Source organism: Pseudomonas sp. Z18(2022) (assembly GCF_036346535.1).
Classification (GTDB): domain Bacteria; phylum Pseudomonadota; class Gammaproteobacteria; order Pseudomonadales; family Pseudomonadaceae; genus Aquipseudomonas; species Aquipseudomonas yamanorum_A.
Map to the genome: position 1 here is coordinate 96,474 of NZ_JAOTOA010000007.1, position 15,913 is coordinate 112,386.

Consider the following 15,913-nt stretch of genomic DNA (forward strand, 5'->3'; position numbering starts at 1 on the left):
TGCCAAAGCCTTAAGACGGACGCAACCCGCGTTCCAGCCAGAGACGGCTGGCCATGGTCACCAGGCCGTCGAGCAGCAAGGCCAGCAGCGCGGTGCACGCGGCGCCGAGCAACAGTTGCGGCTGATTGTTCAGGGCGATGCCGGGGAAGATCAGGCTGCCCAGGCTGTTGGCGCCAATCAGGAAGGCCAGGGGCGCGGTACCGACGTTGATCGCCAGGGCCACACGCACGCCACCGATGATGATCGGCACGGCGTTGGGCAGCTCCACCCGAAACAGCACCTGGCGCGGCGTCATGCCGATACCCACGGCGGCTTCTTTCAGGGAGCCTTGTACGTTTTTCAGGCCTTCATAGGTGTTGCGCACAATCGGCAGCAACGAGGCGAGGAACAGCGCGAAGATCGCAGGGCCGCTGCCGATGCCGAGGACACCGAGGGCGATGGCCAGTACGGCCAGGGGAGGGACGGTATTGCCGATGTTGAAGATCTGCATGAAGCGTTCTGCGCGCCCGACCATGTTCGGTCGGCTGAGCAGGATACCGGCGGGGATGCCCACAATCAGGGCCGCCAGCATGGAGACTAGAACAAGGATCAAATGAGCTTGCAGGTAAAACAACAAATCGTCGCGGTACAGTTCGATCGTGTTGATGCCGATCCAGTGGACCAGCAGGGCCAGGAGAGCGACGACAACCACTCCTCCTATCAGCCCTTTGCCATAGCGAATAGCCACAGGCGGACTCCTTTTTTCTTTTGTCGGCGAACACATTTCCGAGCGGCAATGCCATTCCTGGCTGCCTCTGAATGTGGTCGCGAATAGCAGCTCGCCATTACCGGCAACGCGGTATGCGGTCGAGCCATGAGCGCAGCCTCGTCAGGCTAACTTGCTGATTTTTCAGCCCCTGTTACGAGTGCGGTAGCAGGGGAGTGGACGTCTCTACCTTTTAAAAGGTTCCATACTTGGCAGCAATTAGCCACCCCCAATGGGGTGAACGGTGGTCCGTCACCTCGGGTTTGCGCTATACTCGCCGCCCTTTTTTGACTCACCTGCCAGGCGATTTCCCATGACCCACCAGGCCGCCGAAGTCGCGAAACGCCGCACTTTCGCCATTATTTCCCACCCCGATGCCGGTAAAACCACCATCACCGAGAAGCTGTTGCTGATGGGCAAGGCGATCGCGGTGGCCGGCACGGTGAAATCCCGTAAATCCGACCGCCATGCCACCTCTGACTGGATGGAAATGGAAAAGCAGCGTGGTATCTCCATCACCACGTCGGTCATGCAGTTCCCGTATCGCGATCACATGATCAACCTGCTCGACACCCCGGGCCACGAAGACTTCTCCGAAGACACCTACCGCACCCTGACCGCGGTGGACTCGGCCCTGATGGTCCTCGACGGCGGTAAAGGCGTTGAGCCCCGCACCATCGCGCTGATGGACGTCTGCCGTCTGCGGGACACGCCGATTGTCAGCTTTATCAACAAACTCGACCGTGACATCCGCGATCCGATCGAACTGCTGGACGAAATCGAAGCCGTCCTGAAGATCAAGGCCGCGCCGATCACCTGGCCGATTGGCTGCTACCGCGACTTCAAGGGCGTGTACCACCTGGCCGACGACTACATCATCGTGTACACCGCCGGCCACGGCCACGAACGTACCGATGTGAAAATCATCGAGAAGCTCGACTCCGACGAAGCCCGCGCCCACCTGGGTGACGAGTACGACCGGTTTGTCGACCAGTTGGAACTGGTGCAGGGCGCCTGCCACGAGTTCAACCAGCAGGAATTCCTCGACGGCCAGTTGACGCCGGTGTTCTTCGGTACCGCCCTGGGCAACTTCGGTGTCGACCACGTGCTGGACGCCGTGGTCAATTGGGCACCCAAGCCGCTGGCCCGGGTTGCCAACGAGCGTACCGTGGAGCCTGTGGAAGAGAAGTTCGCCGGCTTCGTGTTCAAGATCCAGGCGAACATGGACCCCAAGCACCGCGACCGCATCGCCTTCATGCGCATCTGCTCCGGCAAATACGAAAAAGGCATGAAGATGCGCCACGTGCGCACCGGCAAGGACGTGCGCATCGGCGACGCCCTGACCTTCTTCTCCTCCGAGCGTGAGCAACTGGAAGAGGCGTTTGCCGGCGACATCATCGGCTTGCACAACCACGGCACCATCCAGATCGGTGACACTTTCACCGAAGGCGAAGTGCTGGGCTTCACCGGTATCCCGCACTTCGCCCCGGAACTGTTCCGCCGCGTACGCCTGCGTGACCCGCTGAAATCCAAGCAACTGCGCCAGGGTTTGCAGCAGCTGGCGGAAGAGGGCGCCACCCAGGTGTTCTTCCCGGAACGCAGCAACGACATCATCCTTGGCGCCGTGGGTGTGCTGCAGTTCGATGTGGTGGCCAGTCGCCTGAAAGAGGAATACAAGGTCGAATGCTCCTACGAGCCGATCACCGTGTACTCCGCGCGCTGGATCGACTGCAGCGATAAGAAGAAGCTGGAAGAGTTCAAGATCAAGGCGGTGGAAAACCTCGCGATCGACGGCGGTGGTCACCTGACCTACCTGGCCCCGACCCGGGTCAACCTGGCGCTGATGGAAGAGCGCTGGCCGGATGTGAAATTCCGCGCGACCCGCGAGCATCACTAAGGGTTGGCGATATAAGAGAGGGCGAAGCTGTGATGGCTTCGCCTTTTTCTTTGGCTGCTATCCGGGTTGTTTCATTGGCGAAAACTTCAGTTCGGGACTAGCTTGAAGCAAGGCGACGGCGCACAGCCGTCGTACGCAATTCAACTCCTGACTGGGCGGAATTCGACCATGAGTATCTTTCAACGTGTGGTGCTGTTGCTCAAAGTGCTGGTGATGATGTCACTGGGCATGTCTGCCGCGTGGGCCAATACGGCCGTGCAAAGCCACGGCACAGGGTTTGTGGCGGCGAAGACGGTGCAGGCGGGTGGCTTGCAGCTGGCCAAGAGTGAATCCGAGCCCGGTGACGAGAACCAGGGCGGTTCCAAGGACGATGACGACGCCGAAAACCCGGACAATGACGGCGAAGACAGCGACACCTACAACGATGGCGACAGCGATACGTAAGTAACGCAGGCAAAAGAAAGCCCCGCTTACCGGACAGATGCGCTATCCGACAAGCAGGGCTGTAGAACACTGGAATGCTCTGGACTCACCCTCCAGAGCATTTTTTTTGCAGGTCAGACCACAAATTGCTCCGCGTAGTGGCAAGCCACCTGGCGGTTGTCGAGTGGTCGCAGCACCGGTTCATCGGTGCTGCACAGCTGGGTCGCGTACGGGCAGCGCTTGTGGAATGCGCAGCCGGACGGCGGGTTCAACGGGTTGGGCAACTCGCCGACGATTTTGATCTTCGGTTTGTTCGGGTCCGGATGAATGGTCGGGGTCGCCGACAGCAGCGCCTGGGTGTAGGGATGCAGCGGGCGCGCGTAGATGTCTTCCTTCGGGCCCACTTCAACCGGGCGGCCGAGGTACATCACCATCACGTCATCGGCAACGTGTTGCACCACCGCGAGGTTGTGGGAGATGAACACGTAGGCGGTGTTGAATTCCTGCTGCAGATCCATGAACAGGTTCAGCACCTGGGCCTGGATCGACACGTCCAGCGCCGAGGTCGGTTCATCCGCCACCAGCACCTTGGGTTGCAGCATCATCGCCCGTGCCAGTGCGATCCGCTGGCGCTGGCCACCGGAGAACATGTGCGGGTAGCGCTGATAATGCTCGGGGCGCAGGCCCACCTGCTTCATCATCGCCTGGACCTTTTCCCGACGCTCGGCGGCGGACAGGTTGGTGTTGATCAGCAGCGGTTCGCCCAGTTGGTCACCGACCTTCTGGCGCGGGTTCAACGAGGCGTACGGGCTCTGGAACACCATCTGCACGTCTTTGCGCAATTGCTTGCGCTGGGCCTTGTCGGCACCGGTGACTTCTTGCCCGGCGATTTTCAGCGAGCCTGAAGACGGTTCTTCAATCAGCGTCAGGGCGCGGGCCAGGGTGGATTTTCCGCAACCGGATTCGCCCACGACCGCGAGGGTCTTGCCGGCTTCCAGTTCGAACGACACGCCGTTGAGGGCACGCACCAGGGCGTGGCCCTTGAACAGGCCACGGGACACTTCGTAGTGACGGGTCAGGTCGCGGGCGGTAAGTACGACGGCCATTACGCCACCTCCTGATTCAGCGGGTAGAAGCAGCGGGCGAGGCTGTTGCTTTTCGGGTCAAGGCCCGGGCGTTGGGCGCGGCAGGACTCCTGCACATACGGGCAGCGCGGCGACAGCAGGCAACCCTGCGGGCGGTCATAACGGCCAGGCACGATGCCCGGCAGCGTGGCCAGGCGCGTGGCACCCAGGCTGTGCTCGGGAATCGCCTTGAGCAGCGCTTCGCTGTACGGGTGCGCCGGGATGTCGAACAACTGTGGCACCTGGCCGACTTCCACGGCCTGGCCGGCGTACATCACGCACACGCGCTGGGCGGTTTCGGCCACCACCGCGAGGTCGTGGGTGATCAGCACCAGGCCCATGTTCTGCTCTTTCTGCAAGGCCAGCAGCAGTTCCATGATCTGGGCCTGGATGGTCACGTCGAGGGCTGTGGTCGGTTCATCGGCGATCAGCAGTTTTGGCTCGCCGGCGATTGCCATGGCGATAGCCACACGCTGGCTCATACCACCGGACAGCTGGTGCGGGTAGGCATCCATTCGGCTGGCTGCGCCCGGGATTTCCACCTTTTCGAGCAGTTCGATAGCACGCTTGCGCGCTTGCTTGCCGGACATTTTCAGATGCAGGCGCAGCACTTCTTCGATCTGGAAGCCCACGGTGTAGCTGGGGTTCAGCGCAGTCATCGGGTCCTGGAACACCATCGCCAGGTCTTTGCCGACGATCTGCCGACGCTGACGGTTGCTCAGCTTGAGCATGTCCTTGCCGTCGAAGTTCAGGGCGTCGGCGGTGACGATGCCGGGGTGCTCGATCAGGCCCATCAGCGCCATCATGGTCACGGATTTACCCGAACCCGACTCGCCCACGATCGCCAATACTTCGCCTTTGTCGACGGAGATGTCGAGGCCATCGACCACCGGTACGGCGGTCTTGTCGCCGAAGCGGACATTGAGATTCTTGATTTCTAGCAGTGACATGGGAATCTCCTCAGGCGGCGTTCTTGAGTTTCGGGTCCAGCGCATCGCGCAGGCCGTCGCCCATCAGGTTGATTGCCAGCACGCTGAGCAAAATGGTCAAGCCAGGCAGACTCACGACCCACCAGGCGCGTTCGATGTAGTCGCGGGCCGAGGCCAGCATGGTGCCCCACTCAGGCGTTGGCGGTTGTACGCCAAGGCCCAGGAAGCCAAGGGCAGCGGCATCGAGAATTGCCGAGGAGAAACTCAAGGTGGCCTGAACGATCAGCGGCGCCATGCAGTTTGGCAGCACGGTGACGAACATCAGGCGCGGCAGGCCGGCGCCGGCGAGGCGGGCGGCGGTCACGTAGTCACGGTTCAGTTCGCCCATCACCGCGGCGCGGGTCAGACGGACATAGGACGGCAGCGATACGATCGCAATCGCGATCACGGTGTTGATCAGGCCAGGGCCGAGGATCGCGACAATGGCTACGGCCAGCAGCAGCGACGGCAGGGCCAGCATGATGTCCATCAAACGCATGATGGTCGGGCCGAGCAGGCGCGGGAAGAAGCCGGCGAACAGGCCCAGCAGGATCCCCGGGATCAGCGACATCACTACCGACGACAAGCCGATCAGCAACGACAGGCGCGAACCCTGGATCAGGCGCGACAGCAGGTCACGACCCAGTTCATCGGTGCCCAGCAGGAACTGGATCTGCCCGCCTTCCAGCCAGGCCGGAGGGGTCAGCAGGAAGTCACGGTATTGCTCGCTCGGGTTATGCGGTGCCACCCAAGGGGCGAACAGCGCGCAAAACACCACCAGCAACATGAACAACAGGCCGGCAACGGCGCCCTTGTTCTTGGAAAAGGCTTGCCAGAATTCTTTGTACGGGGACGGATACAGCAGGCTTTGATCGACTGCTACCGCGGGAGTAGGTGTGGTCATGGTCATGATCTCAGCGCTGGTGACGGATGCGTGGGTTGGCGAAGCCGTAGAGGATATCCACCACGAAGTTCACCAGAATCACCAGGCAGGCGATTAACAGGATGCCGTTTTGCACCACGGGATAATCCCGTGCGCCAATGGCTTCAATCAGCCATTTGCCGATGCCGGGCCACGAGAAGATGGTTTCGGTCAGGACCGCACCGGCCAGCAGTGTGCCGACTTGCAGGCCGACCACGGTGAGTACCGGGATCAACGCGTTACGCAGGCCGTGGACGAACACCACGCGCGCCGGCGACAGGCCCTTGGCCTTGGCGGTGCGGATGTAGTCTTCGCGCAGCACTTCGAGCATCGACGAACGGGTCATCCGCGCGATAACGGCCAGCGGGATGGTGCCGAGCACGATGGCCGGCAGGATCAGGTGGTGCAGGGCGTCCCAGAAAGCATCCGTTTCGCCAGCCAGCAGAGTGTCGATCAGCATGAAGCCGGTGCGCGGCTCGATGTCGTAGAGCAGGTCGATCCGCCCGGACACAGGTGTCCAGCCCAGGCTCACGGAGAAGAACATGATCAGGATCAGGCCCCACCAGAAGATCGGCATCGAATATCCCGCCAGGGAGATGCCCATCACCCCATGGTCGAACAGGGATCCTCGCTTCAAGGCCGCGATCACCCCGGCTAACAGCCCCAGGATGCCGGCGAACAACAGGGCGGCCATGGACAGTTCCAGGGTCGCGGGGAAGAGTGCGGTGAATTCAGTCCACACGCTGGTACGGGTGCGCAGGGATTCGCCGAGGTCGCCCTGGGCGAGCTTGCCGACATAATCCAGGTATTGCGCGTAGAGCGGTTTGTTCAGACCAAGGCGTTCCATTGCCTGAGCGTGCATCTCGGGGTCGACTCGTCGTTCGCCCATCATGACTTCGACGGGGTCGCCAGGGATCATGCGAATCAACGCGAAAGTCAGCAAGGTGATGCCGAAAAACGTGGGGATCAATAACCCCAATCGGCGGGCAATAAAACTAAACATCTTGTTGTGTACCTCAATCAGCCGGTTAGGCAGGTTCGGCACCGTCAATGTCGACGGTGCCGAGCGTCTCTTATCTACTTCACCTGGGTGGTGGCGAAGTTATTTGTGGTCAGAGGGCTTTGGGTAAAACCCTCGACGTTTTTACGCATGGCGGTGAACATTTTCGGGTAAGCCATGGGAATCCATGGTTGGTCCTTGTCGAAAACGTCCATTGCTTGTTCATAGAGTGCAGCGCGCTGTGTGGGTTCAGCGATGGCGCGCGCCTTGTCGATCAAGTCTTGAAACTCTTTGTTACACCAGCGGGCGTAGTTTTCGCCGTTTTTCGCTGCATCGCAACTCAAGTTCGGCGTGAGGAAGTTATCCGGGTCCCCGTTATCCCCGGCCCAGCCGGCGGAGACCATGTCATGTTCGCCATTTTTGGCGCGCTTGAGCATTTCGCCCCATTCCATGACCCTGATGTTCACTTTCAGGCCGATTTGCGCCAGGTCCGCCTGCATGCGCTGGGCGCCGAGCATCGGGTTGGGGTTGGTCGGGCCGCCGCCGTTGCGGGTGAACAGGGTGAACTCGGTGCCTTCCGGTACGCCGGCTTCCTTGAGCAGGGCGCGGGCCTTGTCGAGGTCACGGGGCGGATTCTTCAGCTTGTCGCTGAAACCCAGCAGCGTTGGCGGGTACGGGCCGGTGGCGTCGACCGCGTTGCCTTTGCCGTACAGGGACTCGTTGTAGCCTTTCTTGTCGAACGCGATGTTGATCGCGTGGCGCACCCGCGCGTCGCTCATGTACTTGTGGGTGGTGTTCATGGCGGTGTAGGCGGTGGTCATGGCTGCCAGTTCCGCCACCTTCAGGTTCGGGTCGGCCTTCATGCTCGGCACGTCATCCGGTTTCGGATACAGCGCGATCTGGCATTCGTTGGCCTTGAGCTTTTGCAGGCGCACGTTGTTGTCGGTGGTGATGGCCAGGATCAGCGGATCGGCCGGCGGCTTGCCACGGAAGTAGTCCGGGTTGGCCTTGAAGCGCACTTGGGCGTCTTTGGCGTAGCGGGTGAAGATGAACGGGCCGGTGCCGATGGGCTTGGCGTTCAGGTCATCGGTCTTGCCGGACTTGAGCAACTGGTCGGCGTATTCGGCGGAGTGAATCGAGGAAAACGCCATGGCCAGGTCGGCCAGGAACGGTGCTTCAGGGCGGGTCAGGGTGAAGACCACGGTGTGGTCATCGGTCTTCTCTACGCTCTTGAGCAGTTCCTTGAAGCCCATGCTTTCAAAGTACGGGTAGCCCACGTTGGACTTGTTGTGCCACGGGTGTTTCGGGTCCAGCTGGCGCTGGAAGCTCCAAAGCACGTCGTCGGCATTCATGTTGCGCGTGGGTTTGAAGTAGTCGGTGGTGTGGAACTTGATGTCGTCACGCAGGTGAAAGGTGTAGGTCAGGCCATCGGCGCTGATTTGCGGCAGGTCCTTGGCGAGCGCCGGGATCACTTCGGTGGTGCCGGGCTTGAAGTCCACCAGGCGGTTGAACATGGTTTCGGCCGCGGCGTCAGCGGTGACGGCCGTGGTGTACAGGACCGGATCGAAGCCTTCCGGGCTGGCTTCGGTGCAGACGACCAACGGTTTGGCCGAGATGCCGACGGCGACGCTCAACAGCGCAGCGGCAATGGCAGCTTGTAACGGGAGCATTTTCATCTAAGAGCCCTCTGCAATCGATTGGACCAGACAAGCGTAGGCGGCAGGCTCGTCCTGAGCCCGCCGCCTACCTGGCGCTGATTAAAGAATGTTGAACGGAATGGTGGTGACCAGGCGGAACTCACGGATGTTGCCGTCAGCCTGGTTGGCGCTGGCACGGTGAGTCACGTAGGTACCACGGATGGTGGTGGCCTTGAGCGAGCCGCTCTGGATCGCGTAAGCCGCGCCCACGCCGTATTCCTGGTGGGTCTCGCCGTCCATCAGACGCAGGTCGCTACGCGCCACGCCGGATTCGCCGTAGGCAGTGCCGGTGTAGTGAGTACCGTCGATGCCCCAGCCGCGCGCCGAGTAGACGTTGAATTTCAGGCCTGGCACGCCGTATTCGGCCATGTTGATGCCGTAGGCGATCTGGAAGGATTTCTCGTTCGGTCCGTTAAAGTCGGAGGTCAAGGAGTTGGCCAGGTAGATGCCGTTGGTTTCGTGCAGGTAGTCGAAGTACTCGTTACCGTTGATGGCCTGGTAGGAGAAGGTCAGGCTGTGGGCTTGGTGAGTCAGGCCCAGGGACAGGGAGTAGGTATCGTTGTCGATATTCCCCATCAGCTTTTTACCGGTATCGGTAGTTTTGTAGTAGTTCAGGCCGGTGGTCAGGGACAGGGTCTGGCTGTCGCCCAACTCGTGGGTAGCGCCGAAGTAGTACTGGTTCCAGAAGTCTTCTACGTTGGCGGCGAACAGGCTGGTTTTCAGGCTCTTGAACGGCTGGTAGTTAACGCCCAGGGTCTTGACCTTGTCGGTTTCCTGGCCATTGCCGTATTCGGAACGGAATTTCGACAGGCTCTGCTCGGTCCGTGGCGAAACGCGGTCAAACACGCCGCCCTGGAACGACAGGTTGCTGAACTCTTCACTGTTGAAGCTCACACCTTCAAAGCTCGAAGGCAGTGCACGGTTGCCGATGGTGTCGACGATGCCGCTGCTGAAGTTCTGGCGACCGGCGGTCAAGGTGGTGTTAGAAACACGGAACTTGACGTTGGCCAGGCCCAGTTTGCTCCACTGGCCTACAGCATCGCCGTCGGAGTCGGCCAGGGTACGGTTGGAGCCACCCTTGATGTCGCGCTTGCTGCGGTCCAGGACCAGAGCGTTGTAGACCGCCACTTCAGTGCTCACGCCCACGGTGCCTTGGGTGAAGCCCGAGGTGCCGTTGAGGATGGTGCCCTGTACCCAGTTGGTACGGTTGGCGTCGGTTTGTGTCACGTTGTGCTTCTCGTACGAGAAACGCTGACCACGGAATTTATTCTCGCTGGAGAACCAGTTGCGGGTAGTGCCGCCCAGGCTGAATCCATCGATAAAGCCTTTGGCCTCGCTTTGGGCGCTGGTGCCGGCCAGTGTGGTTGGAACGAAGTCCTGGCTTGCAGGTTCAGCGTAGGCGGTAGCCGTGATGCTGCTGATGGCCAGGGCCAGTAGCGCGGTGCTGCTCAGTTTCATGGGTGAAGCTCCTTTGGTTCTCTTTTTAATGCCGGTCTTTTTAGGTGAACCGGCTATTGGGTGTGTAACTCTTTCAAGCCTTTGCAAACGTTTGCCCTTGGGTAAAACCCGAAATAAGGCTGCACGTTTGCAGCAAGGTGAATGCTCACCCTGCGCAATCCGGTTATCTTTTTATGGGTTGAGACTGACGCCCGAGAACACGTTGCGGCCGAAGGGGCTCACTTTGAAGCCTTCGACTTTGGCGCTTAACGGCTGGTTGACCGTCGAGTGGGCGACTGGCGTGATCGGCACCTGTGCTTTAAGCAGTTGCTGCGCCTGTTTGTACAGAACAGTCCTTTGTTCGCGGTCGGTCACGACCTTGGCTTGCTTGATCAGCTTGTCGTACGCCGGGTCACACCACATCGAGTAGTTGTTCCCGCCGATGGCGTCGCAGCTGTAGAGGGTGCCCAGCCAGTTGTCCGGGTCACCGTTGTCGCCGGTCCAGCCGATCAGGCTGATGTCGTGCTCGCCATTTTTGGTGCGCTTGATGTACTCGCCCCATTCATAGCTGACGATCTTGACCTTGAGGCCAATCTTCGCCCAATCGCTTTGCAGCATTTCGGCCATCAGCTTGGCGTTGGGGTTGTACGGCCGTTGCACCGGCATCGCCCACAGGGTGATCTCGGTGCCTTCCTTCACGCCGGCAGCCTTGAGCAATTCCTTGGCTTTTTCCGGGTTGTAGGCGGCGTCCTTGATGGTGTCGTCGTAAGACCACTGGGTCGGCGGCATGGCATTGACCGCCAGTTGCCCTGCGCCCTGGTACACGGCGTTGAGAATGCTCTGCTTGTTCACCGCCATGTCCAGGGCCTGGCGCACTTCAAGCTGGTCGAAGGGCTTGTGCCGCACGTTATAGGCGATGTAGCCGAGGTTGAAGCCGGGTTTGGTCAGCAGTTGCAGCTTCGGGTCGGCCTTCAGGGCTTCGACGTCGGCCGGGCGCGGGTGCAGGGTGATCTGGCATTCGCCGGCCTTGAGCTTTTGTACCCGCACCGACGCGTCGGTGTTGATCGCAAAAATCAGCTGGTCGAGCTTCACGCGGCTCGGGTCCCAGTACTGTTTGTTGCCGGTGTAGCGGATCTGCGAGTCTTTCTGGTAACGCTGGAACACGAACGGCCCGGTGCCGATCGGCTTCTGGTTGATGTCGCTGGGCTTGCCGACCTTGAGCAAATGGTCGGCGTATTCAGCCGACAGGATCGAGGCGAAGCTCATGGCGATGTTCTGGATAAACGCGGCGTCGACCGTGTTCAGGGTCATCACCACGGTGTGCGGGTCGGTTTTTTCGACCTTCGCTATGTTCTTGTTCAGGCTCATCCCGTTGAAGTACGGAAACTCGGTGGGGTAGGCCTTGCGGAACGGATGTTCGGGGTCAAGCATGCGATTGAAGGTGAACAGCACGTCGTCGGCGTTGAAATCACGCGTCGGCTTGAAGTCCTTGTTGCTGTGGAATTTCACCCCTTCGCGCAGGTGGAAGGTGTAGGTCAGGCCGTCTTCGGAAATATCCCAACGGGTTGCCAGGCCTGGTACGACATTGGTCGCGCCTTTTTCAAACTCGGCCAAGCGGTTGTAGATAGGCTCGGCGGCGTCGTTATCGGTGGCCGTCGTGTATTGCGCGGTGTCGAAGCCAGCCGGGCTGCCTTCGGAGCAAAACACCAGGCTCTTTTTCTCGGCAGCCTGGCCCATCGAGGCCACAGCCAACAGGCTGGTGCCAAATATCGCGGATAGAACGGTGGTATGGCGCATGACAATCCCGATCCTTGTTTGTTGTTCTCGTCAGTGAGCAATCCCAAGGCCTTGGCCCTGGGACAACACTGATCCCACAACGGCAGTTGCCTTATCAGAGACGATGCTTCTGCCGTGCCACGACGTTATGGGTCGGGAGCCGGGCAGTAAATGCAACGAATCTGACAGACCTTGTAGGCAACGGAGCCGCGATTCGCAGTTAGCTGCCGTAGGACGGCAGCGTGTGCGGATGTGGTCTGTTTCCTACGGTCTTGGCGGATGCAATAACGGCGACGTTTATGAAACGTCGCCGCCAGTGACCCTTACTTGCCGCTTACGCTCACGCCGTAGAAGGAGTTCAAGCCAAATGGGCTGATCTTGAAGTCCTGCACGTTGTTGCGCATGGGTTGATACACCGTCGAGTGCGCGATAGGTGTCATCGGGACTGCATCTTTGAGGATATGTTGCGCCTGCTTGTACAGCTCGGTGCGTTTGGCTACGTCGGAAGTCGCCTTGGCTTCTTTCACGATGCCATCGAATTTCTTGTCGCACCACTTGGAGAAGTTGTTGCCGGCCAGGGAATCGCAGCCGAACAGCACGTTCAGCCAGTTGTCCGGGTCACCATTGTCGCCGCTCCAGCCAATGATCATGGCCTGGTTCTCGCCGCCTTTGGAGCGCTTGATGTACTCGCCCCACTCATAGCTGACGATGTTCACTTTAAGGCCGATCTGTTTCCAGTCGTTCTGCAGCATCTCAGCCATCAGCTTGGCGTTCGGGTTGTACGGACGCTGGACCGGCATCGCCCACAGGGTGATCTCGGTGCCTTCCTTGACGCCGGCTTCCTTGAGCAAAGCCTTGGCTTTGGTCACGTCGAACGGGGCGTCCTTGATGGTGGTGTCGTAGGACCACTGGGTTGGCGGCATGGCGTTGACGGCCAGTTGGCCAGCGCCCTGGTAAACCGAGTCGATGATCTGCTGCTTGTTCACCGACATGTCCAGGGCCTCACGCACGCGCAGGTCGGACAGTGGGTTCGGTGCAGTCTGGCCCTTGAGGACCGGCATTACGTTGTAGGCAATGTAGCCCAGGTTGAAACCGGCCTGGTGCGGCAGTTTCAGGTCCTTGTCTTCACCCAGCGCCTTGAGGTCGGCCGGACGCGGGAACAGGGTCACCTGGCATTCGTTTTTCTTCAGCTTCTGGATACGCACCGACGGGTCGGTGGTGATGGCGAAGATCAGGTTGTCGATCTTCACGTCTTCAGGCTTCCAGTAATCCTTGTTGCCGGTGTAACGGATGTTGGAGTCTTTCTGGTAGCTCTTGAACACGAACGGACCAGTACCGATTGGCTTCTGGTTGATGTCCTGTGCCTTGCCTTCCTTCAACAGCTGGGCGGCGTATTCAGCCGACTGGATGGAGGCGAAGCTCATTGCCAGGTTCTGGATAAAGGCGGCGTCCACAGTGCCAAGGGTGAACTTGACGGTATGGGCATCGACTTTCTCGATGTTCTTGATGTTGGTGTCCATACCCATGTCCGTGAAGTACGGGAACTCGGTTGGGTAGGCTTTGCGGAACGGATCATCTTTGTTGATCATCCGGTTGAAAGTGAACAGTACGTCGTCAGCCGAAAATTCACGAGTTGGCTTGAAGTACGGGGTGGTGTGGAACTTGACGCCTTCACGAAGGTGGAAGGTGTACGTCAGGCCATCCGGGGAAACGTCCCAGGTGGTGGCCAGCCCAGGAACAACAGCGGTGCCGCCGCGCTCAAACTGGGTCAGACGGTTGAACATGGTTTCGGCCGAAGCATCGAAGTCTGTTCCGGTGGTGTACTGGCCTGGATCAAAACCGGCCGGGCTCCCTTCGGAGCAGAACACCAGGTTGCTCGCCGCTTGGGCGAAAGGTGCAGCAGCCATTAAACCGGCGCTGACTAATAACGGAATGACTGCGTGTTTAAGCATGTTGGCCTCATGATTTGTTGTCATTTTTGGTAGTGAGGGCGACCTCGTGAGTCGACCTGCGGATACTTATGCAGGGCCCATACCCAATGCAAGATGTTGAGAGCCTACAACGGCTAAACAGTGGTACGAACGTACACGAATGTCGCATATGTGTAAGTTCAGACACATTTACGCACTTTTGAGGGTTTTTTTCGGTGCGAGGCGTGCACCAGGAATGCCCAACCGAGGCGTCTGGCGCACTCGGTTGGGGCGAGGTTGTTACTTATTCAGACTGACGCCATAGAACGGTGTGAGCCCAAATGGACTGATTTTGAAATCCTGCACTTCCTTTCGAAGGGGCTGGAAAACCGTCGAGTTTGCGATAGGCGTTATAGGTACTTGTTCTTTAAGGATTTTTTGTGCCTGTTGATACCACTTGATGCGCTGCTCGCGGTCGCTGCTGACCTTGGCCTGCTGCACGAGTTTGTCGTAGGCCGGATTACACCATTTGGCATAGTTGCTGCCCTTCACCGCAGCACAACTGTAGAGCACGCCGAGCCAGTTATCCGGGTCACCGTTGTCGCCGGTCCAGCCGTAAATCATCACGTCATGCTCGCCGGCTTTGGCGCGTTTGATGTATTCGCCCCACTCATAGCTGACGATATTGGCCTTGATGCCGATCTTTTCCCAATCCTGCTGGATCATCTGCGCCGACATTCGGGCATTGGGATTGGACGCGCGTTGAACCGTCATCGCCCACAGATTGATGGTGGTACCTGGTGCAACCCCTGCTTCTTTTAGTAGCGCCCGAGCCTTGGCCGGGTCGTAGGGTGCGTCCTTGATCGTCGGGTCATAAGACCACTGCGCCGGAGGTAGCGCGTTCTGCGCCAATTGTCCGGCGCTCTGGTACACCGCCTTGATGATTGCTGGCTTGTCGATGGCCATGTCCAGGGCCTGGCGTACCTTGAGCTGGTCCAGGGGCGGGTGGGTCACGTTGTAGGCGAGAAAGCCCAGATTGAAGCCGGCTTGCTGCAGCACCCGCAGGTTCGGGTCCTGCTTCATCACTTCAATGTCGGAAGGGCGCGGGTAACCGCTGACCTGGCACTCGCCGGTCTTGAGCTTTTGCAGGCGCACCGCAGCGTCCGGGGTGATCGAGAACACCAGGTTGTCGAGCTTCACATCCTCGGGCTTCCAATACTGTTTATTGGCGCTGTAGCGAATCTGCGAATCCTTCTGGTAACGCTTGAACACAAACGGCCCGGTGCCCACCGGCTTCTGGTTGATGTCGGCGGCCTTGCCTTCCTTGAGCAACTGCGCGGCGTATTCGGCGGACTGCACCGAGGCGAAGCTCATGGCCAGGTTCTGCACGAAAGAAGCGTCGACGTTGTTCAGGTTGAAGCGCACGGTGTGCTCGTCGAGTTTTTCGACGTTCTTGATGGTGGTGTTCAAGCCCATGTCGGTGAAGTACGGCGACTCCGATGGGTAGGCCTTGCGGAACGCGTTCTCGGGGTCGAGCAGGCGCTGGAAGGTGAACAGCACGTCATCGGCGTTGAAGTCGCGGGTCGGGGTGAAATAGTCGGTGGTGTGGAACTTGACGCCATCGCGCAGGTGGAAGGTGTAGGTCAGGCCGTCTTTGGACACGTCCCAACTGGTTGCCAGGCCCGGTTCGACTTCGGTGCCGCCGCGCTTGAACTGGGTCAGGCGGTTGAACACGGTTTCGGCGGAGGCATCAAAATCGGTGCCGCTGGTGTACTGGCTGGGATCGAAACCGGCGGGACTGGCTTCGGAGCAGTAGACCAGGGTGCTGGCCGCCTGGGCCATCGGCATAAATGCCAGCAGGCCGGCAGCGAGGAGGAGCGGTTTAAAGGCGATTCTTTCCATGGAGACCCCTGAGATGGCAGCTGAAGGCTGCCCAAACGAAAACGGCGGTCACCGAGGTTACCGCCGTTCAGGATTGTCAGGTAGGGGTCACTGAAGGGTCTACTTGGCCCGG

At 59.7% G+C, this 15,913-nt stretch carries 12 protein-coding genes; 2 read left to right on the forward strand and 10 right to left on the reverse strand.

Annotated features, from left to right (window positions below):
- Positions 1-10 precede the first annotated feature (10 nt).
- Positions 11-727, reverse strand: coding sequence for an ABC transporter permease (locus tag V3W39_RS16735; protein ID WP_177043411.1), 717 nt, complete (start codon positions 725-727; stop codon positions 11-13).
- Between the two features lie 331 nt (positions 728-1,058).
- On the opposite strand from V3W39_RS16735, the gene V3W39_RS16740 reads away from it, so the two are divergent.
- Together V3W39_RS16740 and V3W39_RS16745 are read left to right on the forward strand one after the other, a co-directional pair.
- A complete protein-coding gene (locus V3W39_RS16740; RefSeq protein ID WP_010175060.1) occupies positions 1,059-2,642 on the forward strand; it encodes a peptide chain release factor 3 in 1,584 nt (527 codons plus the stop codon).
- 168 nt (positions 2,643-2,810) lie between these two features.
- Positions 2,811-3,086 (forward strand): hypothetical protein, encoded by a 276-nt coding sequence (locus tag V3W39_RS16745; RefSeq protein ID WP_003215984.1) that lies wholly within the window; start codon positions 2,811-2,813, stop codon positions 3,084-3,086.
- A 113-nt stretch (positions 3,087-3,199) separates the two neighbouring features.
- On the opposite strand, the gene V3W39_RS16750 is transcribed toward V3W39_RS16745, so the two are convergent.
- From V3W39_RS16750 to V3W39_RS16790, 9 genes are all read right to left on the reverse strand, one after another.
- Positions 3,200-4,171: a peptide ABC transporter ATP-binding protein gene (locus V3W39_RS16750; RefSeq protein WP_177043412.1), complete on the reverse strand. Its 972-nt coding sequence runs from the start codon at positions 4,169-4,171 to the stop codon at positions 3,200-3,202.
- Positions 4,171-5,139: an ABC transporter ATP-binding protein gene (locus V3W39_RS16755; protein ID WP_017138287.1), complete on the reverse strand. Its 969-nt coding sequence runs from the start codon at positions 5,137-5,139 to the stop codon at positions 4,171-4,173. The genes V3W39_RS16750 and V3W39_RS16755 overlap by 1 nt, the downstream gene beginning before the upstream one ends.
- A gap of 10 nt (positions 5,140-5,149) precedes the next feature.
- Entirely contained in the window at positions 5,150-6,061 is a 912-nt protein-coding gene (locus V3W39_RS16760) for an ABC transporter permease subunit (protein ID WP_003215991.1), read from the reverse strand.
- 10 nt (positions 6,062-6,071) lie between these two features.
- Positions 6,072-7,082, reverse strand: coding sequence for an ABC transporter permease subunit (locus tag V3W39_RS16765; RefSeq protein WP_177043413.1), 1,011 nt, complete (start codon positions 7,080-7,082; stop codon positions 6,072-6,074).
- Between the two features lie 74 nt (positions 7,083-7,156).
- Positions 7,157-8,755, reverse strand: a complete 1,599-nt coding sequence (locus V3W39_RS16770) for an ABC transporter substrate-binding protein (RefSeq protein WP_330212989.1) — start codon at positions 8,753-8,755, stop codon at positions 7,157-7,159.
- Between the two features lie 81 nt (positions 8,756-8,836).
- On the reverse strand, positions 8,837-10,234 hold the full coding sequence (locus V3W39_RS16775; protein WP_177043415.1) for an OprD family outer membrane porin: 1,398 nt from the start codon (positions 10,232-10,234) through the stop codon (positions 8,837-8,839).
- A gap of 171 nt (positions 10,235-10,405) precedes the next feature.
- Positions 10,406-11,950, reverse strand: coding sequence for an ABC transporter substrate-binding protein (locus V3W39_RS16780; protein WP_371318569.1), 1,545 nt, complete (start codon positions 11,948-11,950; stop codon positions 10,406-10,408).
- A gap of 362 nt (positions 11,951-12,312) precedes the next feature.
- Positions 12,313-13,941, reverse strand: a complete 1,629-nt coding sequence (locus V3W39_RS16785; protein ID WP_010175075.1) for an ABC transporter substrate-binding protein — start codon at positions 13,939-13,941, stop codon at positions 12,313-12,315.
- A gap of 258 nt (positions 13,942-14,199) precedes the next feature.
- Positions 14,200-15,801 carry an ABC transporter substrate-binding protein gene (locus V3W39_RS16790; protein WP_177043417.1) on the reverse strand — a complete coding sequence of 534 codons (1,602 nt, stop codon included), beginning with the start codon at positions 15,799-15,801 and terminating at the stop codon, positions 14,200-14,202.
- Positions 15,802-15,913: the final 112 nt, after the last annotated feature.

Coding starts and splice junctions, on each gene's coding strand:
- V3W39_RS16765 (WP_177043413.1), bottom strand. CDS start 7,082: ATGTTTAGTTTTATTGCCCGCCGATTGGGGTTATTGATCCCCACGTTT.
- V3W39_RS16760 (WP_003215991.1), bottom strand. CDS start 6,061: ATGACCACACCTACTCCCGCGGTAGCAGTCGATCAAAGCCTGCTGTAT.
- V3W39_RS16780 (WP_371318569.1), bottom strand. CDS start 11,950: ATGGGCCAGGCTGCCGAGAAAAAGAGCCTGGTGTTTTGCTCCGAAGGC.
- V3W39_RS16745 (WP_003215984.1), top strand. CDS start 2,811: ATGAGTATCTTTCAACGTGTGGTGCTGTTGCTCAAAGTGCTGGTGATG.
- V3W39_RS16740 (WP_010175060.1), top strand. CDS start 1,059: ATGACCCACCAGGCCGCCGAAGTCGCGAAACGCCGCACTTTCGCCATT.
- V3W39_RS16790 (WP_177043417.1), bottom strand. CDS start 15,801: ATGGAAAGAATCGCCTTTAAACCGCTCCTCCTCGCTGCCGGCCTGCTG.
- V3W39_RS16775 (WP_177043415.1), bottom strand. CDS start 10,234: ATGAAACTGAGCAGCACCGCGCTACTGGCCCTGGCCATCAGCAGCATC.
- V3W39_RS16785 (WP_010175075.1), bottom strand. CDS start 13,941: ATGCTTAAACACGCAGTCATTCCGTTATTAGTCAGCGCCGGTTTAATG.
- V3W39_RS16750 (WP_177043412.1), bottom strand. CDS start 4,171: ATGGCCGTCGTACTTACCGCCCGCGACCTGACCCGTCACTACGAAGTG.
- V3W39_RS16770 (WP_330212989.1), bottom strand. CDS start 8,755: ATGAAAATGCTCCCGTTACAAGCTGCCATTGCCGCTGCGCTGTTGAGC.
- V3W39_RS16755 (WP_017138287.1), bottom strand. CDS start 5,139: ATGTCACTGCTAGAAATCAAGAATCTCAATGTCCGCTTCGGCGACAAG.